The sequence below is a fragment of the Brevibacterium paucivorans genome, assembly GCF_016907735.1.
In the GTDB taxonomy this organism is placed as follows: Bacteria; Actinomycetota; Actinomycetes; order Actinomycetales; family Brevibacteriaceae; genus Brevibacterium; species Brevibacterium paucivorans.
On the sequence record NZ_JAFBCP010000001.1, the window covers coordinates 1,887,124 to 1,910,785 of the forward strand.

At 60.3% G+C, this 23,662-nt stretch carries 27 protein-coding genes and 1 pseudogene; 18 read left to right on the forward strand and 10 right to left on the reverse strand.

Annotated elements, in window-relative coordinates:
- The first annotated feature begins 11 nt into the window (after positions 1-11).
- The 9 genes from rplS to JOE56_RS08770 all read left to right on the forward strand — a co-directional run bounded on the left by rplS (position 12) and on the right by JOE56_RS08770 (position 7,468).
- Positions 12-353 carry a 50S ribosomal protein L19 gene (rplS, locus tag JOE56_RS08730; protein WP_102238717.1) on the forward strand — a complete coding sequence of 114 codons (342 nt, stop codon included), beginning with the start codon at positions 12-14 and terminating at the stop codon, positions 351-353.
- Positions 354-364: 11 nt separating this feature from the next.
- A complete protein-coding gene (gene lepB, locus JOE56_RS08735) occupies positions 365-1,057 on the forward strand; it encodes a signal peptidase I (RefSeq protein ID WP_204515685.1) in 693 nt (230 codons plus the stop codon).
- 11 nt (positions 1,058-1,068) lie between these two features.
- The gene (gene lepB, locus JOE56_RS08740; RefSeq protein WP_204515686.1) at positions 1,069-1,791 is read left to right on the forward strand and encodes a signal peptidase I; all 723 of its coding nucleotides are present in this window, start codon (positions 1,069-1,071) and stop codon (positions 1,789-1,791) included.
- On the forward strand, positions 1,788-2,483 hold the full coding sequence (locus JOE56_RS08745; protein WP_204515687.1) for a ribonuclease HII: 696 nt from the start codon (positions 1,788-1,790) through the stop codon (positions 2,481-2,483). Before lepB (JOE56_RS08740) ends, JOE56_RS08745 begins: the two co-directional genes overlap by 4 nt.
- Before the next feature lie 45 nt (positions 2,484-2,528).
- A complete protein-coding gene (locus JOE56_RS08750) occupies positions 2,529-2,843 on the forward strand; it encodes a DUF2469 family protein (RefSeq protein ID WP_102238721.1) in 315 nt (104 codons plus the stop codon).
- A gap of 145 nt (positions 2,844-2,988) precedes the next feature.
- Positions 2,989-4,260 (forward strand): dicarboxylate/amino acid:cation symporter, encoded by a 1,272-nt coding sequence (locus JOE56_RS08755; protein WP_204515688.1) that lies wholly within the window; start codon positions 2,989-2,991, stop codon positions 4,258-4,260.
- A gap of 147 nt (positions 4,261-4,407) precedes the next feature.
- Positions 4,408-4,761: a YraN family protein gene (locus tag JOE56_RS08760; protein ID WP_204515689.1), complete on the forward strand. Its 354-nt coding sequence runs from the start codon at positions 4,408-4,410 to the stop codon at positions 4,759-4,761.
- Positions 4,758-6,287 (forward strand): YifB family Mg chelatase-like AAA ATPase, encoded by a 1,530-nt coding sequence (locus tag JOE56_RS08765; RefSeq protein ID WP_204515690.1) that lies wholly within the window; start codon positions 4,758-4,760, stop codon positions 6,285-6,287. The genes JOE56_RS08760 and JOE56_RS08765 overlap by 4 nt, the downstream gene beginning before the upstream one ends.
- The gene (locus JOE56_RS08770) at positions 6,284-7,468 is read left to right on the forward strand and encodes a DNA-processing protein DprA (RefSeq protein ID WP_204515691.1); all 1,185 of its coding nucleotides are present in this window, start codon (positions 6,284-6,286) and stop codon (positions 7,466-7,468) included. Before JOE56_RS08765 ends, JOE56_RS08770 begins: the two co-directional genes overlap by 4 nt.
- Positions 7,469-7,649: 181 nt before the next feature.
- Here the strand turns inward: JOE56_RS08770 and JOE56_RS08775 are convergent, their stop codons facing one another.
- Positions 7,650-8,993, reverse strand: coding sequence for an MFS transporter (locus tag JOE56_RS08775; protein ID WP_239530414.1), 1,344 nt, complete (start codon positions 8,991-8,993; stop codon positions 7,650-7,652).
- A 50-nt stretch (positions 8,994-9,043) separates the two neighbouring features.
- Positions 9,044-10,072: a hypothetical protein gene (locus JOE56_RS08780; protein WP_204515693.1), complete on the reverse strand. Its 1,029-nt coding sequence runs from the start codon at positions 10,070-10,072 to the stop codon at positions 9,044-9,046.
- Positions 10,073-10,222: 150 nt separating this feature from the next.
- On the opposite strand from JOE56_RS08780, the gene JOE56_RS08785 reads away from it, so the two are divergent.
- A complete protein-coding gene (locus tag JOE56_RS08785) occupies positions 10,223-11,098 on the forward strand; it encodes a LysR family transcriptional regulator (RefSeq protein ID WP_204515694.1) in 876 nt (291 codons plus the stop codon).
- 109 nt (positions 11,099-11,207) lie between these two features.
- Here the strand turns inward: JOE56_RS08785 and JOE56_RS08790 are convergent, their stop codons facing one another.
- The 5 genes from JOE56_RS08790 to JOE56_RS08805 form a co-directional block, all read right to left on the reverse strand.
- Positions 11,208-11,372 carry a hypothetical protein gene (locus JOE56_RS08790; RefSeq protein ID WP_204515695.1) on the reverse strand — a complete coding sequence of 55 codons (165 nt, stop codon included), beginning with the start codon at positions 11,370-11,372 and terminating at the stop codon, positions 11,208-11,210.
- 164 nt (positions 11,373-11,536) lie between these two features.
- Positions 11,537-12,247, reverse strand: a complete 711-nt coding sequence (locus JOE56_RS08795) for an ASCH domain-containing protein (protein WP_204515696.1) — start codon at positions 12,245-12,247, stop codon at positions 11,537-11,539.
- Positions 12,248-12,792: 545 nt separating this feature from the next.
- Complete coding sequence (locus JOE56_RS11480; RefSeq protein ID WP_275577224.1) at positions 12,793-12,927, reverse strand: hypothetical protein; 135 nt, start codon at positions 12,925-12,927, stop codon at positions 12,793-12,795.
- Between the two features lie 46 nt (positions 12,928-12,973).
- Positions 12,974-14,233 (reverse strand): MFS transporter, encoded by a 1,260-nt coding sequence (locus JOE56_RS08800; RefSeq protein ID WP_204515697.1) that lies wholly within the window; start codon positions 14,231-14,233, stop codon positions 12,974-12,976.
- A gap of 139 nt (positions 14,234-14,372) precedes the next feature.
- Complete coding sequence (locus JOE56_RS08805) at positions 14,373-14,531, reverse strand: hypothetical protein (RefSeq protein WP_204515698.1); 159 nt, start codon at positions 14,529-14,531, stop codon at positions 14,373-14,375.
- 402 nt (positions 14,532-14,933) lie between these two features.
- On the opposite strand from JOE56_RS08805, the gene JOE56_RS08810 reads away from it, so the two are divergent.
- From JOE56_RS08810 to JOE56_RS08840, 7 genes are all read left to right on the forward strand, one after another.
- The gene (locus JOE56_RS08810) at positions 14,934-15,521 is read left to right on the forward strand and encodes a type IV toxin-antitoxin system AbiEi family antitoxin domain-containing protein (protein WP_204515699.1); all 588 of its coding nucleotides are present in this window, start codon (positions 14,934-14,936) and stop codon (positions 15,519-15,521) included.
- A gap of 47 nt (positions 15,522-15,568) precedes the next feature.
- A complete protein-coding gene (locus JOE56_RS08815) occupies positions 15,569-16,330 on the forward strand; it encodes a nucleotidyl transferase AbiEii/AbiGii toxin family protein (protein WP_204515700.1) in 762 nt (253 codons plus the stop codon).
- Between the two features lie 42 nt (positions 16,331-16,372).
- Positions 16,373-16,888 carry an EXLDI protein gene (locus JOE56_RS08820; protein WP_204515701.1) on the forward strand — a complete coding sequence of 172 codons (516 nt, stop codon included), beginning with the start codon at positions 16,373-16,375 and terminating at the stop codon, positions 16,886-16,888.
- A 201-nt stretch (positions 16,889-17,089) separates the two neighbouring features.
- A complete protein-coding gene (locus JOE56_RS08825) occupies positions 17,090-17,503 on the forward strand; it encodes a BlaI/MecI/CopY family transcriptional regulator (protein ID WP_204515702.1) in 414 nt (137 codons plus the stop codon).
- The gene (locus tag JOE56_RS08830; protein ID WP_204515703.1) at positions 17,496-17,735 is read left to right on the forward strand and encodes a hypothetical protein; all 240 of its coding nucleotides are present in this window, start codon (positions 17,496-17,498) and stop codon (positions 17,733-17,735) included. The genes JOE56_RS08825 and JOE56_RS08830 overlap by 8 nt, the downstream gene beginning before the upstream one ends.
- Positions 17,736-17,791: 56 nt before the next feature.
- Entirely contained in the window at positions 17,792-18,475 is a 684-nt protein-coding gene (locus JOE56_RS08835; protein WP_204515704.1) for an FtsX-like permease family protein, read from the forward strand.
- Positions 18,409-19,152 (forward strand): FtsX-like permease family protein, encoded by a 744-nt coding sequence (locus JOE56_RS08840; RefSeq protein WP_204515705.1) that lies wholly within the window; start codon positions 18,409-18,411, stop codon positions 19,150-19,152. The genes JOE56_RS08835 and JOE56_RS08840 overlap by 67 nt, the downstream gene beginning before the upstream one ends.
- Before the next feature lie 205 nt (positions 19,153-19,357).
- Here the strand turns inward: JOE56_RS08840 and JOE56_RS08845 are convergent, their stop codons facing one another.
- From JOE56_RS08845 to JOE56_RS11735, 3 genes and pseudogenes are all read right to left on the reverse strand, one after another.
- Positions 19,358-19,609 carry a hypothetical protein gene (locus JOE56_RS08845; protein WP_204515706.1) on the reverse strand — a complete coding sequence of 84 codons (252 nt, stop codon included), beginning with the start codon at positions 19,607-19,609 and terminating at the stop codon, positions 19,358-19,360.
- 77 nt (positions 19,610-19,686) lie between these two features.
- Entirely contained in the window at positions 19,687-21,996 is a 2,310-nt protein-coding gene (locus JOE56_RS08850; RefSeq protein ID WP_239530415.1) for an ATP-binding protein, read from the reverse strand.
- 90 nt (positions 21,997-22,086) lie between these two features.
- Positions 22,087-22,998, reverse strand: a pseudogene (locus JOE56_RS11735) (AfsR/SARP family transcriptional regulator); the annotation flags it as partial.
- Between JOE56_RS11735 and JOE56_RS08855 the strand changes: the two are divergent.
- Positions 22,903-23,661: an ABC transporter ATP-binding protein gene (locus JOE56_RS08855; RefSeq protein WP_338028654.1), complete on the forward strand. Its 759-nt coding sequence runs from the start codon at positions 22,903-22,905 to the stop codon at positions 23,659-23,661. The pseudogene JOE56_RS11735 and the gene JOE56_RS08855 overlap by 96 nt on opposite strands.
- Position 23,662: the final 1 nt, after the last annotated feature.

Genomic DNA, 23,662 nt, shown 5'->3' on the forward strand with positions numbered 1-23,662 from the left:
GGAGATTAACAATGCAGAAGCTTGATGCTCTTGACGCAAAGTCATTGAAGTCGGACCTGCCGGAATTCCGCGCCGGTGACACCGTGAACGTTCACGTTCGCGTTGTTGAAGGTAACCGCGAACGTATCCAGGTGTTCAAAGGTGTCGTAATCCGTCGCCAGGGCCAGGGTGTTTCCGAAACCTTCACCGTCCGCAAGATTAGCTTTGGTGTAGGTGTGGAACGTATTTTCCCCGTCCACTCACCTGTTGTCGACAAGATTGAAGTTCTGAGCCGCGGTATTGTCCGTCGCGCTAAGCTCTACTACCTGCGCGACCTGCGCGGTAAGGCTGCTCGTATCCGCGAGAAGCGCTAATTTCTGGTCGAATGACACAAACAACCACGGGTGTGCCTTTGCGGCGTCGCCCGTGGTTTTTGTTATCCGCCGTTGTTGTGGTTGCGCTGGTGTTGGCCGGGTTGGTGCGCGGATTGGTGGTCCAGACCTTCACGGTGCCCAGTGAGTCCATGGAACCCACGATTTCCGTTGATGACCGGATCGCTGTGTGGCGGCCTGACGCGTTAACGGGTTCTATTGGCCGAGGTGACATTGTGGTTATCGACGGTCGTGGGTCGTTCGTGTCGGGGCAGAATTCGTCGTTGGGGCAGAAAGTGGGTTCGTGGTTTGGGATCGGCCCGCGCGACGTGTTTTATGTCAAGCGCGTCATTGGGGTTGGTGGTGACCGCGTCAAGTGCTGTGACGACGAGGGGAAACTCTTGGTCAACGGCGAACCACTAGACGAACCGTACCTGGCAGGTGCGGGTGAGGGTGCCCCTGGAAGTGGGGCAGGCGAGGGAGGCACTCAAGCCGCCCGCACCTCGGGCGTCCTCCGCGCCTCGGACGTGGACTTCGACGTTGAAGTGCCACCGGACCGCCTGTGGCTCATGGGCGACAACCGAGCCAACTCAACCGACTCACGTAACCTGCTTAGCCGCCCGGGAGGGGGCATGATCCGCAAATCCGACGCTGTGGGCGTGGTCGTTGGGCACGGTTCGTCCATTGACAGAACGGAAGAAGGGTAGACTTCCCGGTGATGGAAGATACGGCGGAAGAACAGCACGAACCCAAGAAGTCCAAGAAAGCGAAGAAGGACTCACGCACGGCAACGCAAAAGTTCCTGGCGTCGCTCAGGGAAATCGCGATCATTGTGGTGATCGCGCTGATCGTGTCCACGGCGCTAAAAGCCTGGGTGGTGCGGTCGTTTTACATTCCGTCTGCTTCCATGGAAGACACGCTGCAAATCGATGACCGGATCATGGTCAACCAGTTGCCGTTTGCACACCCTAAGCGCGGTTCCATCGTGGTGTTTAACGATCCCGGCGGGTGGCTACCCCCTGGGACCGCAGACGAATATAAACCCAACCCGTTCCTTGAGTTCGTTGGCCTGGCACCCTCAAACGCTGGCCAGCAGCTGATCAAACGTGTCATTGGGGTGGGTGGTGACCATGTCGAATGTTGCGATGACCAAGGCCGAATCATGGTCAACGGTGTCGCGATCGACGAAACGTACATTAAACCTGGCACCCCACCGTCGGAAACGGAGTTTTCTGTCGACGTGCCGCAGGGTCATTACTGGGTGATGGGCGATAACCGAAGCAACAGTGCTGACTCACGCTTCAACGGCGACTCCGAAGGCGGGCCGTTCGTGCCAGAAGATGAAGTTGTTGGCACAGTGTTCGTGATTTCGTGGCCCACTAACCGGTTCTCGTGGGTGAGCGCTCCCGACACTTTCGACAAGGTCCCCGACCCATCGTGACTAACTCGCCGGCACCTCGGGGCCGGGGGACACCTCGGGGAGGGCTTTCTGATGTCACTGAGGAACGCACGTTGCTAGACGCCGGGGTTACCAGTGTCGTGGGCATGGACGAAGTGGGCCGCGGTTGCATCGCCGGGTCCGTGGGCGTGGGCGCCGTGTGGTGTGACCTGGAAACGCTGTGCGCCGGCGGGTTCCCGTCTGGGCTACGTGATTCGAAGAAGTTATCTCCACGGCCGAGGTCGTTAGCAGCTGAGCGCGTCCGTGTCACGTGGGAGCATGCGGCAGTCGCATATGCGAGCCCGGAGGAGATTGATGCGATGGGGATTTCTGCCGCGTTGAGCCTGGCCGGGCGGCGGGCGCTCGCCCAGTTGCCAGCGGCTGACCTGGTGATGTTGGACGGGAAGTTCAACTGGTTGGGCACCGACCCGGGCTTGCTGGGTGGCGACGTGAGCCATGTGGAAGTGCCACCGGTGCGCATGTATGTGGGTGGGGATGACCAGCGGATTCCAATCGCTGCGGCCAGTCTGATCGCCAAAGTCGACAGGGATGCGGTGATGAGTTCGCTTGATCGTGAATACCCCGGTTACGGGTGGGCGAACAATGTGGGGTACCCGTCGCCTGCGCACAAACAAGCGATTGCGGACTTGGGTGTGACTCCGTGGCACCGGAAGTCGTTTCGCTTAGGGAAGTAGCTTGCTGGGCGGCCAATTCGCTGACGCTATGGGTAAGCTGAGGGCATGAGCACGGAGGACCTCGAAGAGTACGAAGCCGAACTCGAACTGGCGCTCTACCGGGAATACAGGGACGTAGTTGGGCTCTTCACCTACGTGGTGGAGACAGAACGGCGTTTTTATTTAGCCAATCAGGTGGATCTCAAGGCTCATCAAAGCGATGGCGAAGTCTATTTCGAATTGACTTTGCGTGACGCATGGGTGTGGGACACGTGGCGGTCAGCCCGATTCGTCAAGAATGTTCACGTTCTGACGTTCAAGGACGTCAACATTGAAGAGATCGCCAAATCAGATTTCGAACCACCTCGCGGAATCCGGTAGGAGTCTAGTAGGAACCCGGTAGGTAACCGGGTAACTGTAGGCGACCTCAGGGCGCGTCACTGGCGCTAGTAGTGTAACCGCGGTTATTTTTGTAGGCACACCTCTGTGTTGAAGACCTACAACCCAGTCGCTAGGAGCACCACATATGACTGCGCAACAAGGTGGATGGAAGAACTACCGGTTCCCAATCTTGATCCTCACCGGCGTGGTCGTTGGTGCGATCGTGGGACTCATCATGGGCGAAAGCGCCACTGTTTTGAAGCCCTTAGGGACAGTGTTCATCAACATGATGTTCACCCTGGTGGTGCCCATGGTGTTCTTCTCGATTGCCTCTGCTGTTGCGAACATGAACTCAGCAACCCGGTTAGGGCGCATCATGGGGTCCATGATGGTGGTGTTCATTGCCACAGGAATCGTGGCGTCAAGCGTCATGCTGCTGGCTCTGGGGATTTTCCGACCGTTGAACAACGTACAGGTCAAGATGGACGAACTTCCTGAAGAGCAGGAAGAACTGTCCATTGGAGACCAGATCGTGGGTGCCTTCACGGTGGAGGATTTCAGTGACGTGATCTCCACGAAGCACATGTTGCCACTGATCGTGTTCGCTGTTCTGGTGGGACTGTCAGCCAACCTGGTCAAGGATAAAGGCGCGGTGTTCCGCAGTTTCCTCGACTCCGGTAACGAAGTGTTTATGAAGATGACCGGACTGGTCATGTACTACGCGCCCATTGGTTTGGGCGCGTACTTTGCGGCGTTGATCGGTGAGTTGGGTAGCCAGCTGGTTGGCGGTTACGTGCGTGCCTTCGCTGTGTACTACCCGGTGGCGATCGTGTATTTCTTTGTGGCGTTCACACTGTATTCGTGGCTCGCTGGCGGTGTGGCAGGTATGCGTCGCATGTGGGCAAACATTCTGGCGCCCACTGCCGTGTCCTTGGGAACCGGAAGCTCTGTTGCGTCGATTCCTAGCAACCTGCGTGCAGCTAAGCGCATCGGCGTTCCGGATGACATTCGCGAAACGATCATTCCTATTGGTGCGACCATCCACATGGAAGGGTCATGCCTGTCTGCGATTTTGAAGATCGCGTTTCTGTTCGCCGTTTTCGAGCGCGACATTTTCACCCCTCAAGCGCTCGCAATTGCGGTGCTGATTGCGCTGCTTTCCGGAATGGTGATGTCCGGGATTCCGTCCGGTGGGTTCCTTGGTGAGCTCATGATCGTGTCCATGTATGGGTTCCCTCCGGCGGCCCTGCCCATCATTTCGGTGATCGGTACCGTGGTTGACCCGCCAGCCACCACGGTCAACGCTGCCGGTGACACCGTGTCGTCGATGATGGTTGCCCGCGCGGTTGACGGTAAGGACTGGATGAAGAAAGAAACCCAGGCTTCTGATGGCGCTGACCTTGGGGAAACCGCCTGAACCAGAGGACGTTGCCCTGTGGATTGCGAGTTTTCCCTGGTAGCGGGCTCGTGTTGAGGTGGCGCTGTCCCTGTGGACGCCCGAGGTGTTTCCACAGCTAGCTGGGTACGTCTATGCGTGAGTGCGTTGTGCGTTCAGTGTTGAAGCATGAAACTCAATCAGACTCTTGGCGCGCTGGGTGAGCAGTTCGCAACGGACCATTTAAGAGGTCTTGGGTGGCACATCCTGGACCGCAATTGGCGGTGCCGGCGAGGCGAGATCGACATCATTGCACGCGACGGTGCCTCCGTTGTTTTTGTCGAGGTCAAAACCCGCAACACTGTGCGTGCTGGTCACCCGCTTGAGCACGTCAGTTACTTCAAGATGCGCACGTTGCGTGGGCTGGCGATTGCGTGGCTATCTGCTCAACCCGAATGGGTGCCTGAGTTCCGTGTCGATGTGATCGGCATTGTGTGGAACTCCGGCCAGCCTGTTCTCACCCACGTGAGGAATGCCCAATGAGTTTGCACGTAGGACGGTCTACTGCGGTCGCGTTGTGGGGGACCCAAGGCACCCCGATTGCCATTGAAGCAAGCATTAACAGTGGTCTGCCCGGAATTGACGTGGTGGGGTTGCCAGACACATCTGTGAATGAGGCAAAGAAGCGCGTGCGCGCCTCGGTGGCGAATCTGGGGTTCGCGATGAGTGCTCAACGCATCACCGTGAACCTTTCACCAGCCAGCGTGAAGAAGTATGGGACCAACTTTGACTTGGGAATCGCAGTGGCGATCCTCCAAGCAGAACGCAGAATCCCGCAAGCAACTGACCGGGTGGTGTTTTGCGCTGAGCTGGGTTTGGACTCACGGCTGCACCCCGTCAACGGTGTCGTGCCCACGCTCATCGCGGCTAAACAAGCTGGGCTTACCACCGTGGTGGTGTCCCAAGCGAATGAAAAAGAAGCGCGGATGCTGACGGGACTTAACGTGATCGCCGCTAACTCGCTAGGCGAAGTGGTGAACCACTTTGGTGGGGACGTCCAAGTCCCTCAACTGCCTCCAGTGGAACGGCACACGACTAAGGGACGAGAACCGCTGGCCGTGAACGACTTATCAGAGGTGCAAGGCCAGGACGAAGCACGATACGCGCTCGAGGTTGCGGCCGCAGGTGGCCATCACATTCTTATGATCGGGTCGCCAGGTGCAGGTAAAACCATGCTCGCGGGTTGCTTGCCGGGGCTTTTGCCAGCGCTGAGTGAAGAGCAGGCTATCGAAACCTTCTCACTGCGTTCCATCGACGGAACATTAAACCCAGAACACGGACTGGATACAACGCCACCATTTGAAGCTCCGCACCATTCAACGACCTCGGCGGCCATGGTGGGCGGATCCAAACCCACCTCGATAGGCGTGTTTTCGCGCGCACACCGGGGCGTGCTCTTCATGGACGAGGCCCCGGAGTTTCACCGCGACGTGCTTGAGGCGTTGCGGCAGCCGTTGGAGAACAGCCGGTGTGAGATTGGGCGGGCGTGGGGGACGGTGACGTTGCCGGCGGAATTTCAGTTGGTGTTGGCGGCGAACCCGTGTCCGTGTGGTTCGGCGGTGGGTGATGGGAAGGCATGTCGGTGTACGCCGATTGCTAAGAGACGGTACCGGGATCGGTTGTCGGGGCCACTGTTGGACCGGATTGACATTCAGATGGACATGTTGCCGTTGTCTGCTGCGGATGTTCATGCCCGCGAGGTGCGGGAATGTACTGCGGATGTGGCAGTTCGGGTGGCTGAGGCCAGACGCATCCAGGCCAGTAGGTATGAGGGTCAGGCGTGGTCGACGAATGCGCGGGCGCCCGGCAGCTGGTTGCGTGCTTTGTTCGCGTTTACGCCACAGGAAACCGCGCCGTTGGACGCAGCAATGGACCGAGGTGATCTGACCATGCGGGGCTATGACCGGATCGTGCGGATTGCAACGACGGTGGCGGACTTGGGCGGCCGGGAACGCCCAACGGGTGACGATTTAGCGCACGCCTACACGTTACGGACCAGGGAAGGGTGAGCGTTGTGGATGATGTGGTTTTGGCGATGGCCGATGTCATGCGTCTGTCCGAGCCGGGGGACCGGTTGCTGAGCATGTGCGTGGACGTGGTGGGGCCTGAAGAGGTGTTGGCGTGCGTGCGGGGAGAGGTTGCTCAGTCCCGGGTGGTGAGGGTGTTGCACGATGCCGGCGCCGAGGTGTCTTCTGCTGATTTTGCGACGGCTGTTGAGCGGTGGTCTGCGCGGGTGAACATGCTCGATGCGGCTAGGGATGTGCGGGTGATGGGCAAGTTGGGGTGCAGGCTCATTGTCCGAGGTGGTAGCGAGTGGGCGTCTGCGTTGGATGATCTGGGTGATGAGCGTCCGTTGGGTGTGTGGGTGCGTGGTGCTGGGTCGTTGCGGGTGATGGCGTCGAAGGCGATTGCGCTTGTGGGTGCGCGGGCGCCGTCTGACTACGGGGTGAGCGTGGCGAGGTCGTTGGGGTTTGAGTTGGCCAGGGACGGGTTCGCGGTTGTGTCTGGTGGGGCGTATGGGATTGATTCGGCGGCGCATGAGGGTGCGATGCGAGGTGCGAATGGGCCTGCGACTGTGGCGTTTATGGCTGGGGGAGTGGATTCGTTGTATCCCAAGGGCAATGTTGATTTGTTGCGGGCTGTTTCTGATGCGGGGTTGATTGTTTCTGAGTGTCCTCCTGGGGCGACTGCGATGAGGCACAGGTTTCTTGCGCGGAACCGGCTGATTGCTGCGTTGTCTGGTGCGACTGTGGTGGTGCAGGCGGGGTTTAGGTCGGGTGCGATTAATACGGCGCATCGGGCGGCTGAGTTGGGGCGCCAGGTGGGGGCTGTTCCGGGGCGGGTGACTGACCCTCAGTCTAGTGGGTGTCACCGGTTGTTGCGTGATGGGGCGGCGGTTGTGGTGACGTCGACCGAGGAGGTCAAGGAGCTTGTCGGTGGTTTGGACGCGGTGCGTGAGGGGGATTCGTATGCGTCGCAGGCGGAGTTGAGGATCACGGATGATTTGGATGAACGTGAGTTGCGGGTGTTTGCTGCGCTACCCACGGTGCGGGGTGCGGGTTTGGATTCGGTGGCTAGCAAGGCTGGGGTGACGGTGAACGAGGCGCGGTCGGTGGTTGGTGTTCTCATGATGAAAGGCCGAGCGGCAAAGGACACCCATGGGTGGAAGAAACATGGCTACGAGACGTAATACCGAGCTTCAGCATGCACTCAAAATAAGCGGTGCTGACTAGTCTTCCGATGTCCATACCGAATTGGAGTTCGTGTTAAGGCGCACATGCGTCGCTAGGCCTTGTTCACTGTGTGATTGACATGAGAAAGAAGGCCATAACATGATGGATTCCTGGTTGCTGTGGGGCTCATTCGGTGGCTCAGTTCTCGCCTCGTGAACGGTAGAAAGCTGGCAACATGGCTAGCAAGATTGCGATGAGTGCCACCTCGACGCCAGGTAGGAGGTATGCCAGAGGTGATCCCACTCCCGCTAGCGCGACACCGATTCCGAGTAGAAGACCTCCGGTCGCCACACCAGTGGATTGTCCCAATTGGCGACTTGCCGAGGCTGAGGATCCGGCGACACCTGAAATCGTCTTGGGTAAACTCGCCATAGCCAAATAGTTCACCGGAGTGTTGGCAGCGCCAAAGCCAAAGCCCATGCCACACGAGCCGACGACGAACATAATCACTGCTACCCAAAGTTTGGCGCTTGTCACCAACGTGACCGCACCGCCCGCGATGAGCACGCCACATAGAGTGGCGAGGGCCGCCGTCCGAATGGCTCCGCGGATCTGCTGCGCTCCTTTCGCCTGCCCAGACCAGGACGCTCCCACCGCGGTGGCAATTGCCAGCGGGACGCTCACTGCTCCTGCCACACCTGCCGTGAGACTGAACAAGTCCTGAAGAACGAAAGCAGAGACAAACAGCGTGGCACCGAGCCCAAGGTAGTTCACAAATGCGATGAGCATCGAGGCCGAAAATGATCGGTCGTGAAACGCCCGAGGTGGGATCACCGGGTGCGCCAACTTACGGTCACGCCATTGCCAAGCCGTGGCACACACGGGAACAGCACAGCCCAGTGCCACTTTTACCCAGGCAGGAGCGTCAGAGCGTAGTTCGATGAAGAATGCGGTCAGGGCAAGCATGCTACTACCCAAAAGGATGTGGGAGACGACGTCGACGTGGCGTTCTTTAGTGCCCGGTAGCTCTGGAAAACAAATAAGAACCGCGCAGAGGTACAGGGCACCGAGGCACGCCATTACGGTGAAGAAAGCACGCCACCCGAGCAGGTCCGTAACGATGCCACCTACCACAGGCCCCAAGGCCATGCCCAGGCCAACTGACAAGCCCCACAGTGACATGTAGGAAGCGAGCTGTTCGGGCGTCTGTGCAATTACCCGCAGGGCGGCCAATCCCACAGGCACAAGAACTGAGGCGCCAGTCGCTGCGCACATTCGGCTGAGAGTAAGCCAGATCCCGGAATCTGCCAACATACCTACCGTCGAGCCAAACGTGTAGATCAAGATCCCCGTTACGAGTACCGTACGCTTGTCGTAACGATCGCCCAGAGCGCCACCCAGCATAGTCAGGGCTGCGAGAATGAGGACATATGCGGCTGAAACCCACTGCATGGCGGCTAGGTCGAGGCCCAAGTCGTCACGGATGCGGGGAAGTACCAGGTTGAGGCCGGTGTTATTGATGTTGACGGTCAGAGTGCCCATGGCGCAGGTGGCAACCGTGAGTTTCCGGAACGGTACTCCATTTCTCTCGTTCAAAGGAGACATGGCTGGTCAAGTTGCTCAATAGTTTTGCTGAGGCTGTCCATATCAGCGGTATAACGGTCTTTTAACACATCAAAATGGAGGCCTTTGTTCACATCATTTTTCTCGGTAACTGCTTCGTAACCGTATTTGCGCATTTCCGTTGTGACGTCGATGAGTAGCTGAACGTTTCCGGCGAGAGCAAGACCGGTGGCGACGTCATAATGATATGGCGTGTCCTCCATGCCTGAACGGATGATATCTACTTGGGCATCCGGCTGGCATGCGTAATGAACGATTCGTTGGACGAGTGCAATATCTGGACGTTCGATACAAAACCGAGTTGCAAGATAGCTACGTTCAAGTTGAACCCATTCAATTTCGTGTGGGAGATAGAGCCTGTTGCGCTCGCTAATTCCACGACTCAATACGGCGAGCTGTGTAGCAGGTGAAGTGCTTCCATAGTTCGCCCCGTTGGCCGTAGAGAAGGCCACTAGTGACGCGTCGACTTCTTTCTGGGGTGGTACGTAGCTTGTGGCTAGTTCGCTGAACTCGGCGGAGCATGCGAAATCGCAATTCAGGGGTCCGTGCTGTCGTTCAAGGTCGATGATGACTTGGAGTTCAACAGCTGCTTGCGTAGTTACGAAGTGTGCGCCTCCCATATGAAGGGGCAATGCTGCTTGACTTACCCGTTCCCATTCTCCGAGGTGTCTGATGGCCTCCTTAACCTCAGGCCCATTGCGGCTGGCGCCAAAGCTAATGATTACCGCGTCGTCGTACTCTTGAACGCTGTTGCTGACCGATTGGTAAATTGAGTTAGATGTGGTCTGTTCGTTTGTTTTAGGGTTTCTTGCATGGTAGTGCCAATATCGGCATCCGAGGTCAGCAAGGCGTTTCGCTTCGTCGGTTACGTCTGTGAGGCGGTGCTTGATTGTCATCCCGGATGCGGCTGCGTCGATGACAGGATCTCGACTAGGTTGGTGGTTGCGTGGCGTGAATTTTGCTCCAGTGACAGCAGAACCAAGGATCATTCGATCCATTTGTATTCCTTTCCAGGCGTCACGCTGATTTAAGCAACAGAGTTGCTCGCTAGCGTTTCCGGAGGGACTCAGTAGATGCATTTTTAACGTAGTAATGTCTTGCGAAGGTAAGCAAGCAGATTTCGCTTATCAAGGAGATAAGGGATTCTCATGGAGTTACACCAACTGCGAGCATTCGCCCAGGTCGTCGAGGACGGGTCCTTTCGAGAAGCAGCTGAGACATTGCACCTCACACAGGCTGCGGTCAGTCACTCTATTAAGTCGTTGGAAGGTCGCGTAGGTGTGACACTTCTAAACCGTGGCCGTACAGGTGTCAGCCTGACTGAGGCCGGCGAAGTCTTGTTGCCCTATGCAAAACGTGTAGTGGAGACCATAGGCACAGCTTCGGAGGATCTCGCGTCCCTTCACGGTGCCGGTACTCTGAAACTGGCGACATTTGCGAGTGCATCTAATCACTATTTGCCTGCCGTATTGCAGGAATTCCACAGTCGTTTTCCTCGGATACGTCTTGATATCAAGGAGGGTAACGACCTTGACACACTTGAATGGTTACGAACTGGAGAAGTAGATGTCGCATTTGTCGTTGGTCACCCCCACAACGTGCAGTTTCAGCCGTTGTACGACGATGACTTCGTGCTCGTCGCAAGACGGGACCAAATGCCTGGCGTCGCAGAAAATGCTGTCCCCATTGAAATGATGGCAGATCAGCGAGTCATAGCAGCCTCAGGAGGGTGTGAACAAGTGGTTAGTGCAGCGTTGTCTGTCGCAAATGCTTCTGTCGTGTATTCGGCCGTGGTACGCGAACCCTCGACCGCTTTAGCGCTTGTGCAGGCAGGCGTTGGCATCACAATTCTTCCTCGTCTGTTAGTCCCGAAACTGCCAAGAACTCTCGTCTGCTTAGATATCATTCCGAGAATCTCTCGTCAGATCAGCATCGCTGTTAGGCGGGGCGAGAGACGGTCTCACGCTGTCGCATCCTTCATGGGACTCGTGGGTCAAATGCGCGGTATCCACAGTCAAGAGTAATCGGCTGACCTCACGCTGGCATTTCCAATGTAGGTAGTTTTTAATTTGGTACGGGACGCTGGCGCTTCTTAGAACTCAAGCGCGAGGGCACATCCCGGTTTGCTGTCGCCTAGAGCATTCGGTAGGCGGAGTTGAGGGTCACGGATGATTTGGATGAGTGTGAGTTGCGGATCTTTGCCGCGTTGCCCACTGTGCGGGGTGCGGGTTTGGATTCGGTGGCTAGCAAAGCTGGGGTGACGGTAAACGAAGCACGGTCGGTGGTTGGTGTGCTCATGATGAAAGGACGAGCGGCAAAGGACACCCGCGGGTGGAGAAAGAGCGGCTAGAGGCGCCGTAACGCTTGATGATTCTTTGTGATGTCGAATCGTGTGAGCCGTTCTCTGCTACCTGTACGGACAACTCGTGCGAAACCTGTTAATCAGTTGTTCGTGACAGGGGCTACTGGAGTTCGAACGTCACCACGTCTACCATGTCTTCACTCTCCAAGCCGGGGTAGTGAGTGTCGAGGGCTTCGTGGAGCTCCGTAAGCGACCCGAAACCGTCTCTTTGCGCCTGTTCGTCAGTGAGATCGTAACGGCGGACCGTAGCGATGGACGTGACTTGTGCCGGCATCGTAACGACTTCTCCGCTGTCTTTCTCGAAGACGAGGGTGGCCGGACCTTCGTGGAAAGGGTCGTCAATGCGAATCGTCTGGCGTTTGGCGCCGCTTCGGATCGAAGCCTCGTATCCTTCCCACATGTAGATGCGCTGCTGCTCTTCGGCTGCACGCCAGTCGTAAGCATGTGGCAGTAAGTCAGCAACGCTGATGGCCTCCAGACCGTTGCTGCTGCGCACCACGCACTGGATGGTGGGGTCCAGGTCGTGGAGAACCTGACGGCACTTGCCACAGGGGGCGATCACCTGGCTGGTCGGACCGTAGACGGCGACGACGGCGACCACCGGGTCTGACGGGTGAGTGGTTGCATGGTTGGCCAGGGCTGTGATTTCGCCACATGGGCCGCCGAGGAAGTGGTAGGAATTCAGTCCTAAAACGTGCTCTCCGGACGAAGTGAGCAGTGCGGCTGCAACGGTGTGGTCTTCGCCGTCATGAAAGCGTTCTGCGTGCGTAGTGGCGCTGGACACGAGCGCGCGGAGTGCCTGCGTGATCATGCCTCCAGCCTAACGGTCTGATGCGCAAAATGGTTGGCATCATGACAGCGTCTCCAAGGCGCGGATGATCGGAGTCTTGGCCCGGGGGAGCTGCAAGGCGATCTGAATCAGGCTGTTGGGCTTCCCTCCACGACTCAACCACTCCCTGAGCGAGTCTCGTGCGATCTCGTAGCCGAGCTGGCCGCGGAGACGGAACGCGTCGGCGATGCAACGTTCGGGGGAGTAGAGCCCGATCGATAGGTCTGCGCCTTCGACCGGCACTTCGTCGCGTCCGAGGTCGAAGGTCTCGGTGTCAAACTGGTGTCAGGTGATCGCCTGCTTGGTAATGGCCGGCGCGGAGTGGAAAGTGTACCTCCTTGAACAAGGAGAGAGCGCATGAACACATCGCGACACCAGCCAGGCGTCAATGCTCGTCCGGGCCGTACAAGTCGATCGATGGTCTATCCAGCCTACAAACAGAGCGGTCCCAAATCCCCTATGAGTCTCGAAGTGTTGCGCGTATGCAGGAAGCACGGTTTGCTCTGAGGTTCGTAAGTCTCGGGTTTTCAAGCGACGTTGAGAATGATGTCTTTGTTCGCTCTCCACTCGATGATGCCCTCATCCATCGCTTTCGCATCGATGCCTCGTTCACGCAACCACACGGCGGCTTTGCTCAGCCCAGACATATTCTTCACTTTCATGGAGTAAGGGTAACGCTTTCATGGTGGGAAGCAGTGAGCTTTCGCCTCAGCGCTGTTCGTTCCGTGCCCAGAAGAGAACGGGGATTAGGAGGGTAATGAGGGTGCCGCCGCCAATGGACAGCACCTGGTAGCTCGTGGCGTGCATGACGGCCCCGGATGCCACCCCGCCGCCGGCGCCGGCGAGCGCGATGAGCACATCAATGGTGCCCTGTGTCTTGGGTCGGTTCTGCGGCACTGTTGCATCGACCACGAGCGCTGTGCCTGCGACTAGGCCAAAGTTCCACCCGAGGCCAAGTAGTACGAGCGCGAGGATCAGCAGTCCGAGAGAATCGGCAGGAGCAAATGCTGCCAAGAGCCCGGCGAGCAACAGTGTGACTCCGCAGGCGATCACCATTGGGGTGCGACCAAGTTTGTCGACGAGGGTGCCGGTCAATAGCGAGGGAAGCCACATCGCTCCGATATGGAGTCCGATCACGAGACCAATCGCGTCCATTCCGTGGTTGTGGGCTCTCATATGCACCGGAGTCATCGACATGATCGCGATCATGACGATCTGAGTAAGCACCATCACCGTCGCGCCGATGTATGCGCTCACCCCGACTTTCGGTATTGTCGTGGCCTGATCACTCTGGGCGACTTGGGCTGTTTCGTGTTCGGCTATGTCACGTGCAAGCAAGTAAGGGTCTGGTCGGAGGAACGCGAACAGGAAGAGACCAGCCACGATATAGGCAACCGATGCCAAGATGAATGGACCCGCCAGAGTTGGCACGCCTATTGCGTCAGCGAAAACGCCCATTGGCTCGATGAGGTTCGGGCCCGCGACGGCACCGATTGTGGTGGCGACTATCGCCATGCTTGTTCCAAACCCGCGCCTGCTGGGCAGTGCCAGGTCTGTGCCAGCATAGCGGGCTTGCAGGTTCGTCGCGGTGCCTGAGCCGTAGATGAACAAAGCAACGAATAACAGGGGAGCGTTGTCTGCGATTGCGGCGATCACGACGCCGAGAGCGCCGATCCCACCGGTGATGAACCCGCAGGCCAAGCCCATGCGGCGACCGAATCGCTGTGTGGAGCGGCCCACAAGGTAGGCGGCGAGGGCGGAGCCGAGCGTGAATAGGCCAGTCGGCAAGCCGGAGAGAGCATCGGAGCCGAGCATGTCTTGCGCAAGTAGCGCTCCTACAGCGATCCCGGCAGTCAGGCCAGCACCCGCAAGGATCTGGCTCAAGATCACAACTGTGAGCGTGCGTTTGTGCACGCGGGCACGTTCGTGTTCACTAATCGGTGCGTGGAGTTTAGAACCGGTATTCATTCGGTATCTTTCGTGGAGAGTGACGGGCGTGGGTACAAAGTCCAGTTGGTGCCAACGCAAGTCGGAATGTCTCTGCAAGCTGAAATAGTGATTCGAGGTCAGTGACGTTTCGTCCCGGGGCGGTTTGGTGCTTGACGGCTCAGAACACCAGTGTCTTGTCAGAAGCGAAGGTGAGGTCGGCGAGTTCGTTTATCCTTGAGTGGCATCCGCCGATGATCTGAATCGCACCACCGATCTTGGTGACTTCCGAGCTCCAGATGAATTCGAGCTTCTTGTTGTCGAACGCGCGCTGTTGCATGATCTTCGATGATCGCGATGTTTTTGTCTCGAAAGAAGGAACTGTAGCGTGCTATTCCAGGGATCCATGGAATAGGACGCTATGGGACTTCTGTGCCGTACGCAAAAGGCAGTATTGCGAGTGGCTTCCCAAGCGCAAGGCCGGGCACGATCGTGACCAATACCTTCGCGCTGGTCGGCTGGTCCTGGTAGCTCTTAAGTTAAGTCTGACCGTTGCTGAAGCTCACTAGGTGGTTGGTGTGCTCATGATGAAAGGCCGAGCGACAAAGGACGGGCATGGGTGGAAGAAACATGGCTAGAGGCGCCGTAACGCTTGATGATTCCGGGTGGTGTTGCTAGTTGCCCTCACTCTCTTTTGTTTCTAACTGTTTACACACACACTTGATGTGTGTGCATTTAGGGGGTGATCGACGTGACGGCGATTAACCTGGCGCCGGTGTTCACACTCGAACAGGCCCGTGTGGCAGGACTGCGCAAGGATGAGGTATACGACCTGCTCGCGGCTGAGGAGATCGAGCGCGTGGGACGTGGCGTGTATTTGTACCCCGGCATGCTTGATGAGCGCTTTGTTTCTCTCGCCGCCGCGACCGCCCTGCGATCGGAGGCGACGATGTGCCTGACCAGCGCGCTCGCGAATCATGACCTCACCGACGTGATCCCGTTCGACACCGACATAGCCTTACCGCGCGGAACCAGGCACCCGGCCGGGTTCGACCACGTGACATGGCACAGCTTCGCCACCGACACCTTCACCCTCGGACGTGAAACACACCGTGTTGCTCCGGGTGTGACGTTGGCGATCTATTCGCCCGAGCGGACCATCATCGATTGCTTCCGACTCATGCATCACCTCGGTGGTGCGATTGCCTACGAGGCGCTCCGGCGATGGCTGCGTCGCACCGGGTCAACGCCGGGGAGGTTGCTGCGCATGGCCGATGCCTTCCCCAAGGCGAAGCCGCGGCTACGCCTGGCGTTGGAGGTACTGCTGTGACTCCGGCGCCGAACCGTAACACCCGCGCAGGTCAGGTGTATAACGACTTGCGCAACATCGCTCGCGCCCATCGTCGCGATCCGGCAGAGTACTTCACCCTGTACGCCCTCGAAGGATTCCTCGTCCGCCTGGTTGCTTCAAAGGTTTCGAACGACTTCGTTCTCAAAGGCGGCGTGCTCATGGCTGCGTTCGCCGCGCGCCGACCCCCCCGAGACATCGACCTCGCCGCCACCAGCGCCCGCCTCGCCACCGTTGGGCGGTTCGGCAGGCGCAAGGCCCGCGCCGAGCACCAGGAGGCGACCGACCAGACCCAGACGAGACGAGCACAGCTACGCGAGACCTGGGGCGAGCCGCCACGCACCAGCGAGGCACTGCCCGAGTGGGCGCAGCGGCAGGCCCAGCGACGCGCCGAACACCACCCCCGCGTGCACGACGCCGACCGCGCCGTCGAAGCGGCACAGGCCAAGCGGGAAGCCATGCGCGACCGGCACACGCAGGAACAGCGGGCACTGCTGGTCAGCGAGTACGGGCCGGAGCGAGTCCGCCGCGACCACCTCGGCATGCGCACCACCAACCCACGGTGCGACGCACGAGACGCCCGTACGCGAGCCGCGATGCTCCGCGCCGAGGCCGACGAACTCCGCAGCCTCCCCGTCAACGAAGCCGCCCGACGCATCGAGGACAAGCAGGCCGAGCGAGAGAACCAGCAACGACGGGCGGCGGAACGGGCGCGGCAGTTCGGCGACCCATTCGAGCACGACCCGCACCGCGGCGATCCGTGGCGCGAGGGGCCAGGACGAGCTCTCTGACCCTGAGTCCATCACTCAGAGGGTATGTGTATAGTTATGTTCATGCCCACGAAGAACGTGTACGTCTCCGAAGCTGACCTGCCCCTGTTCGACCGAGCGGCCGAACTCGCCGGTGGCATGTCACCGGCGATCGCTGCCGGGCTCCGGCTCTACGTGGCGCAGCAGGAGAAGAAACGGAAGGACACCGAGATGCAGACCATCGAACTCGCCGTCGATGAGGGCAACATCGTGACCACCAAGCGGTTCACTGGCCGCCAGGTGCTGCGCTCTCAGATCAAGGACGGACGGCGCGTGCAGACCTACCGCGCCTACCTCACTGCCAAGGGCCAGTACGCCGTCTACACCCGCGACGACCCGAACTGGTCGGCCCTGACCCGCACCGGAGACGACGCGCCAGGCGATGCCGAGACGTGGGAGGGCGAGTGGTGGCACACCGGTCAGCGCACGCTCCAGGTGTTCCCCGACCTCGCCAGCATGCGCGGCATCGTGCCCGACGACGTCACCGAGGCGTTGGCGAGCATCGGCGACCAGCCCACCGTCGAAGACCTCGACATCTGAACCGACAAGCGCAGTAGACTAGAAACCGCAGAAACAAGCCGATCAAGACGCGACTACTTTTGCGCCCCTACGGGGTGCTCACCTCCGTGTAGTTCGTTCGCTGTGGCGTGCTACCGGGATGAGCTCAACCAGACCGGACGGTGAGATATTGGCCCCTGCCGTGCAGCTGGCTCCACAGCCCATTCTGCTACACTGTGTAGCATGTCGTCGAGTGTTCGCCCCTCTGCCCTCGCAGGTCGATACGGGCCACTGGAGTTGCGCGTGATGGAGTGCGTGTGGCGTGACGCACTGCCCGATGTGCGGACGGTGCACTCGGTGCTAGTCCGGCACGGCTCAGAGGTCGCTTACAGCACGGTGAAAACGATCATGGAGCGTCTGGTAATCAAGGGTGAGCTGAGCCGGGAGCGCGAGGGCCGACGGTTCGTCTATGCGCCTGTCCGCACCCGAGCCGAGACGGAGGCGCTGGTCACGCGGGGCGCGGTCGATGAGTTGCTCGACCGGCATGGCGATCTGGCGGTGTCGTTCTTCGTGGATCGTGCCCGGCAAGATCCTGCGCAGTTGGCCCGTCTGCGACGGATGCTACGCGAGATGGAGGCCGAGGATGGCGATGGCTGAGCTGCTGCTGTACCCGCAGGTGGTGTTGCTGCTTGCGCCACTGCTGTTACGGGCGATCTGGGCGGCCGCTCGCCCGGCCTTGCTGGTGATGAGTTCGAGGAGTCGGGCTGCGGTGCTGTTCGTCATGATCGTGGTGCCGGTCGCGGCGCTCACTGGGGTGGGTTCCGGGTTGGACGCTGGTCAGGTGCTGGCCGGGATGCGTCAACCGGTGCGTGGGCGGGAGGTGCGGTGATGCTGCGTCATGTGGTGCGGATCCTCCGCAGCGACTGGGGTGGATGGGCGCCTAGCATGGGCGTTGTCGCCGCGGTGACGATCCTGGTGACGGCGTGCACGAATCAGTTCGTATGGATCAGCTCTCCCGAGTTCGTGGACGCGGCTCGGCGGTCAGGTCTCGACGGCGGAGAGTTCGCGATGGTCTCGATGACGATCTACACGGTGATCGCGTTGCTCGCGGTGTGCTCGCTGACTGTGGTGGGCTCCGCGACGGTGGAGCGCACTCGCAGCACATTCGCCAAGTGGCGGCTGATGGGCGCCTCGCCCCGACAGGTCCGCGCCTGCCTGTGGGCGCTGGTAGGTCTGGCGAGTGTTCTCGGGGCTGTTCCGGGGGTGGTGCTCGGGTCGGTACTGAGCTCTCTCGCGGTGCCGTGGTTCAACGAGATGGCCGGTGCGAGTTTTCCGGGTGGCACCGGTGACTTCGTTCCACCGCCCTTCACGCCGAGCGCTGTGGCGTGCGGCGCAGCGCTTGTCCTCTCGGTGGTGACGTGTCTTCTGGGGCTACCTGGCCTGCGCATCGTGCGGCGCTGGTGGAGCCCGTTGAAGCGATGCGTGGGCCCGCGGCTGTTCGGAGCCGGCGTGCGTGGGGGCGGTGGCTCGTTGGAGGCCTGTTGCTGGCCTGCGCTGTGGCGATGGCGGTCGCCACGTCCCGAACGCTGGATCCTGCGCAGGTCGGGCGGTCGACCACGGCGATGGTGAATGCGGCGACGTGGGTCGGCGGGTTGAGCGCCGCTGCGGTGTACGTGACGGGACCCGCTCTGGTGCATGTAGCTCTGAGCGTCGCGCACCAGGTCCTGCGTCTCCTTCGTGTCCCCGTGGGACAGGTGGCAGTGCGCTCGGCCCGGGCGCAGTTGGCGATGAACGCGAACTCGATCGCACCGTTGGCGGCAGCGATCGGGCTGGGTGGCGTCATCTTCACCGCGACCGGCTCTTACCTGGCGGTGATGACGCGGGCAGGTTTCCCGCTGGAGGATCCGAACCTGACTGACGTAGCTCTTCTCTCGGGGCTGTTCTGCGTGATGGCGATCGCGACGAGCATGGCGGTCATCGCGCTCAGCGGCCGCGACCAGATGCGCGAGCACACCACGCTGCGTGCATCGGGGATGAGCCCCGTACAGGTCTCTCGCTTGGTCGCGTGGCAGTCGTTCTGTCTGGCTCTATGCGCAGCCGGGATGGGGCTGCTTCCGGTGGCTCTGGTCGCGTGGCTGGTGGTCAGCTGCTCACTGGCGCTGGTGGGATCCGTTGTGCTGAGCGTCCCGTGGCTGGGACTGACCGCGGGCTTCCTGGTTTGCTGGTTCGTGTTGTGGGTCGTCCAGTTCAGCCAGGCGATGCCGTGGCTACGCCTTGAGGCAGCGGCGGGGCTGCGTCATGCCTGAAACACTGGCAAGAGTAATCATCAGCAGTCGAGTTCTGGGAGGATCGGACCATCATCGACTGTTTCCGACTCATGCATCACGAGGGCATCGAGACTGCCCACGAGACACTCCGACGCCGAGCCGTAACACCCGCGCAGGCCAGGTTTACAACGACTTTCGCAACATCGCCCACGGGTTCCCCGCGTTCAGGCTCGAGGGCTAGGCGTCATTTTCGGTTCTTCACGTAGTTGAGAACGAGGAGGACGATGCAAGCCAGCGTCGCCACGCCAATGAGTGCGCTGACAACAGGATGGAGGCCGCTGAACGTGGTTGCGGCGTTCGCTACGAGTCCTACCAGTACAAGTACCCAGAGCGTCACCCGTGTAGTCGACGCTGAGCGCTTCTCAACGGGTGCTTCCGATGCTCGATGAGGGGCCGGCTCGTCGACGATCCGGTAGTCATTCTCGCTGTATGCCATAGGTGTTTGCCTTCCGTCCTGTCGTCGTTGTCACCTTCACAGGTGACGCGGACATCCGACGGACATTCACCGGACGATCACAGCTGGTGCCGTCTTAGCGACGGAATAGACAGGGAGGGGAACCGGGTACTCTCACCCTCTCGATAGGTTCTTTCATATGTAGCGGAGCCGAGCGAAGCTAGGAGCATGCTCGTCATGGCGCGTACTCGGGGGCTCCCGTCATCTCGCAGGCCACGGAGACCGGTCGCGGTGCCTAGCATGCGGGCGGCTGCCTCAAACTCCTCGGCGTGGAACAGGGTGTCGGCGAGGAGCTCTGCAACTTCGGCCTGTGTACCCGCATCGCCTAGTTGCTCGGCCGCATGCCATGCCTGTTCCGCCAACTCGCGTGCTCGTTTCACATCGTCTTGTTGCAATGCGAGCGAGGCCTCCTGCTGGAGAAGCACGACGGTGAGGTAGTCAGGATCAGCTAGAGGGGTGGTGAGAAGGGCTCTCGCATCGGTCAGAAGTGCTGTTCCGCGGTAGGCGTCACCATGGTCGAGGGCGATCCGGGCAAGGCCGACCATGCAGATCAGACGCACATCATTACTGGGCGGCGTCGTCTCAAGTGCTTCTTCGAAGACGATCTTGGCGGCTTCGGGCTGTTCAGCGCGGAGGAGTTCCTTGCCCAGACGCACGAGGGTTACCGGTACCGCTTCGTGCAGATCGAGCGAGTGTTGCAGGTCGAGGGCGGTGCGAAGGTTGCTGATCGCGCCGTCGGCGTCGCCGTGCAACGACTGGAAGCCAGTCAGCAGAACGGCCATCTGCGCGGCCGACCACACGTCACCGACTTCTTGGAAGAGCTTGAGCGCGTGCGCGATTCCTTTCTCGGCGCGTTCGACATCGCCAGAGGCCTCATCGATCAGAGCTTCGGCGGCTATCCCCGCTGCATGTAGCCAGGGGTCGGGATGGTTGACCGCGACCGCTGCATCAACCCGTGCACGTTCGTGGTCTCCGAGGGAGAGGTGGGCCTTCGTAGCGATCTGCACCAGTGGCGGGAACACCGTCAGTGCTTCGTCATCCAGTGGCAACATCGGTGAGATGGGGGAACTGTTCGCGCTGTCCTGACGTGGGAGTACGGCGCGGATCGCTGCGATCACATTCCGGGTCGAGGGGTCGAGACCGTCTTGTGTACCGTCGAGCGCGGCCGTCCAGCGTTCGAGGTCGTCGTAGCGTCCTCGGATCAGCCAGTAGTAGCCCAGTGATGTGCCAAGCCGGGCTGCGCCAATGTGATCGTCGCGGTGGAGCATCCGCCGAAGGCTGGCGATGAGATTGTCGCGTTCGCTGTCGAGGATCAACAGCGCACGACGCTGGTCGCGTCCGAGTATCAGCGTCGACGCAGCGGTCGCGAGGGCCGTGAAGTAGCGGTCCGCGACTTCGATCGCCGCTGTCTCATCGCCGGTTCCTCGTAGACGATCCGCCAGGTAGAGGCGTGGTGTTTCCAATAGGCGGTACCGGGTCGGGCCACCCAGCGGATCGTCTGTGCGGTGCAGCAGTGACTTGTCCACCAGCGAGGACAGGAGGTACTTAGTTTCTGCCTCGTCCGTCTCATCACTCTGATGGAGGGCAGCGGCACTTGCTTCGGTGGTTCCGCCGGGAAGCAGTGAGAGTCGTGCCGCGAGGCGCCGCTCGGGTTCGGAGAGCAGGTTCCACGTCCAGTCGAGCAGGGCGATGAGCGTCTGGTGTCGCCGATCTCCGGAACGGCGGGTGCCGTCCAACAATCGGAACCGCTCATCGAGGTGCTGAGCGATCTCCTGAACAGACATGGAGCGCACCCGGGTTGCGGCAAGTTCGATCGCCAGGGGAAGCCCGTCGAGCCTCCGGCAGATCTCGACCATGCTCTCTTCGTCCGACGGGGTGAGACGCAGGCCCGGCCGAGCGAGAGTAGCAAGGTCGTGGAACATGACGACCGCCTCTCCGTGTGCATGTGAGGCGTCGAGGGGATCGACGCGCAGAACCGCCTCGCCTGCAACGCCCAGAGGTTCGCGAGTGGTCGCGAGGATTCGCACCTGCGGGCATACGGAAAGCACACGGCCCGTGAGCTCGGCGACGGAGGTGGCTAAGTGCTCGCAGGTATCCAGCAACAACAGCGTGGGCGTCGTTGAGAGGGCGGCGATGAGTCGCATCAGCCGGTCGCCTCCCGCACCGGCTATGGCTGAGTCTGACACTCCGACCTGCGAGGCAACGGCGTCGGCGAGATTGTCGTCCTCTCGTAGCATGCTTAGATCGACAAAACACACGCGTTCGGTGTCGAACTGGCAGGCGTACTCGGTTGCCAGCCGGGTCTTACCGACGCCTCCTGGCCCGACCAGAGTGACCAATCGGGCTCGGCTCATGAGGTCAGTGAGCATCGTGAGCTCCCGCTCGCGGCCGAAGAAACGCGTCAGATACGTGTTCGTCCATCGCGTTCGTGGCGCATCCTCGCCCCGGAGCAACCGCTCATGCAGTCTGCGTAGCTCGGGCGAGGGATCGGTGCCGAGTTCGTCAGCCAGCGTCCTCCGTACCTGTTCGTAGGCGCTCAGTGCTGCCGCGGTCTGCCCGTCTCGTGCAAGTGTACGGATCAGGAGCGAATGGGTGCGCTCACGGGTGGGATGTTCACGGCAGAGGTCATACAGCTCAGGCAGGATGCTACTGGTTTCTCCAGTGTCGGCGAGGGCGTGCAGGCGGTCTTCGACGGTGCGCAGACGGAGAGACTCCAACCGAACTCTCTCACGGTCGGCGAAATCGGCGTCGATCCCACCGAACAATGCTCCCCGCCACATGCTCAGAGCCTCGTTGAGCGCGGTGAGGGCTCGGTCGGCAGCACCAGCACTCAGTAGCCGTGCGCCCTCGGCAGCGCGTTGCTCGAACAGGTGGACATCGACCTCTTGTGGCGAGAGATCGAGCACGTATCCGCCACTTTCTGCGTAGGGGCCGATTGTGAGGCCGTGCTCTCCGAGCCGTTCCCGAGTGCGTGCTACAAGACGCCGAAGCGTTTGTCTACCGCCGTCGGGCGGATGCCCGTTCCAGAGATCCTCGAGGAGGACATCGGCGGCCACGGCCTTCTGCGGGGTTAGGGCGAGGCGGGCTAGCAAAACGGGCATGCGACGGTTGCCGAGCGGCACCGTCTGACTCGCTCCGCCATGTACCTCGAACGTGCCGAGAATCGAAACGCGCACCCTCTGATTTTCACATGCCCCTCTGAGCGTCACAAACTTGGTGTGACAACGTCTAGCGGTTGTCCTTCCACTGTCCGGCTCGATCGTCACAGTGGAAAAGTGGCTGGACACGAAGCGAAAACGATGGATCACGCAGGCTTGTTGACGATGCGCGGAGTGACCCGCACCTATGGCGTGGGCGAGCGCACCGTGCATGCGTTGCGCGATGTCTCGCTGTCGCTCGACGGCGGTAGCTTTACCGCGGTCATGGGGCCGTCCGGTTCGGGCAAGAGCACGTTGTTGCACTGCGCCGCGGGCCTGGACCGCCCCACAGCGGGGAGCGTCGTCCTCGGCGATGTCGATCTCGCGCAGCTCTCGGAGAAGAAACTGACCCGGCTGCGTCGCGAGCGAGTCGGTTTCGTCTTCCAGGCGTACAACCTGCTAGCCGCGTTGAGCGTTGAGGACAACATCACCATGCCATTGCGCCTGGCCGGTGCTCAGGTGGATCGGGCGTGGGCGAAGCATGTTGTCGAACAGGTGGGGATGAGTACACGTCTGCATCACAGGCCATCCGAGCTCTCGGGCGGACAGCAGCAGCGCGTCGCGATCGCACGGGCGCTGATCGCCCGCCCCGACCTCATACTCGCCGACGAGCCGACCGGAGCGCTGGATTCCCGCACCGGTTCGCAGGTGCTCGACCTCCTCGCTCATGTCACCCGCGACGTGCAGCAAACCGTCTTGATGGTCACCCATGATCCACATGCGGCCTCGTACGCCGACCGGGTGGTGTTCCTCGCCGACGGCGAGATCGTGGACAGCCTTGACGCCCCGACAACGGCACAGATCACCGAGCGCATGAATCAGTTTGGTGAGGCCTGAT

Bases quoted from the DNA above. Each gene is read 5' to 3' on its own strand.
- JOE56_RS08755 (WP_204515688.1), top strand. From the start codon at position 2,989: ATGACTGCGCAACAAGGTGGATGGAAGAACTACCGGTTCCCAATCTTG.
- rplS (WP_102238717.1), top strand. From the start codon at position 12: ATGCAGAAGCTTGATGCTCTTGACGCAAAGTCATTGAAGTCGGACCTG.
- JOE56_RS08790 (WP_204515695.1), bottom strand. From the start codon at position 11,372: ATGAGCACACCAACCACCGACCGTGCTTCGTTTACCGTCACCCCAGCT.
- JOE56_RS08845 (WP_204515706.1), bottom strand. From the start codon at position 19,609: ATGGCATACAGCGAGAATGACTACCGGATCGTCGACGAGCCGGCCCCT.
- JOE56_RS08835 (WP_204515704.1), top strand. From the start codon at position 17,792: ATGGGCGTTGTCGCCGCGGTGACGATCCTGGTGACGGCGTGCACGAAT.
- JOE56_RS08785 (WP_204515694.1), top strand. From the start codon at position 10,223: ATGGAGTTACACCAACTGCGAGCATTCGCCCAGGTCGTCGAGGACGGG.
- JOE56_RS08775 (WP_239530414.1), bottom strand. From the start codon at position 8,993: ATGGGCACTCTGACCGTCAACATCAATAACACCGGCCTCAACCTGGTA.
- JOE56_RS08840 (WP_204515705.1), top strand. From the start codon at position 18,409: ATGGCGGTCGCCACGTCCCGAACGCTGGATCCTGCGCAGGTCGGGCGG.
- JOE56_RS08830 (WP_204515703.1), top strand. From the start codon at position 17,496: ATGGCTGAGCTGCTGCTGTACCCGCAGGTGGTGTTGCTGCTTGCGCCA.
- JOE56_RS08800 (WP_204515697.1), bottom strand. From the start codon at position 14,233: ATGAATACCGGTTCTAAACTCCACGCACCGATTAGTGAACACGAACGT.
- JOE56_RS08820 (WP_204515701.1), top strand. From the start codon at position 16,373: ATGCCCACGAAGAACGTGTACGTCTCCGAAGCTGACCTGCCCCTGTTC.
- JOE56_RS08825 (WP_204515702.1), top strand. From the start codon at position 17,090: ATGTCGTCGAGTGTTCGCCCCTCTGCCCTCGCAGGTCGATACGGGCCA.
- JOE56_RS08795 (WP_204515696.1), bottom strand. From the start codon at position 12,247: ATGATCACGCAGGCACTCCGCGCGCTCGTGTCCAGCGCCACTACGCAC.
- JOE56_RS08780 (WP_204515693.1), bottom strand. From the start codon at position 10,072: ATGGATCGAATGATCCTTGGTTCTGCTGTCACTGGAGCAAAATTCACG.
- JOE56_RS08760 (WP_204515689.1), top strand. From the start codon at position 4,408: ATGAAACTCAATCAGACTCTTGGCGCGCTGGGTGAGCAGTTCGCAACG.
- JOE56_RS08750 (WP_102238721.1), top strand. From the start codon at position 2,529: ATGAGCACGGAGGACCTCGAAGAGTACGAAGCCGAACTCGAACTGGCG.
- lepB (WP_204515685.1), top strand. From the start codon at position 365: ATGACACAAACAACCACGGGTGTGCCTTTGCGGCGTCGCCCGTGGTTT.
- JOE56_RS08850 (WP_239530415.1), bottom strand. From the start codon at position 21,996: ATGCTCACTGACCTCATGAGCCGAGCCCGATTGGTCACTCTGGTCGGG.
- JOE56_RS08805 (WP_204515698.1), bottom strand. From the start codon at position 14,531: ATGCAACAGCGCGCGTTCGACAACAAGAAGCTCGAATTCATCTGGAGC.
- lepB (WP_204515686.1), top strand. From the start codon at position 1,069: ATGGAAGATACGGCGGAAGAACAGCACGAACCCAAGAAGTCCAAGAAA.
- JOE56_RS11480 (WP_275577224.1), bottom strand. From the start codon at position 12,927: ATGAAAGTGAAGAATATGTCTGGGCTGAGCAAAGCCGCCGTGTGGTTG.
- JOE56_RS08765 (WP_204515690.1), top strand. From the start codon at position 4,758: ATGAGTTTGCACGTAGGACGGTCTACTGCGGTCGCGTTGTGGGGGACC.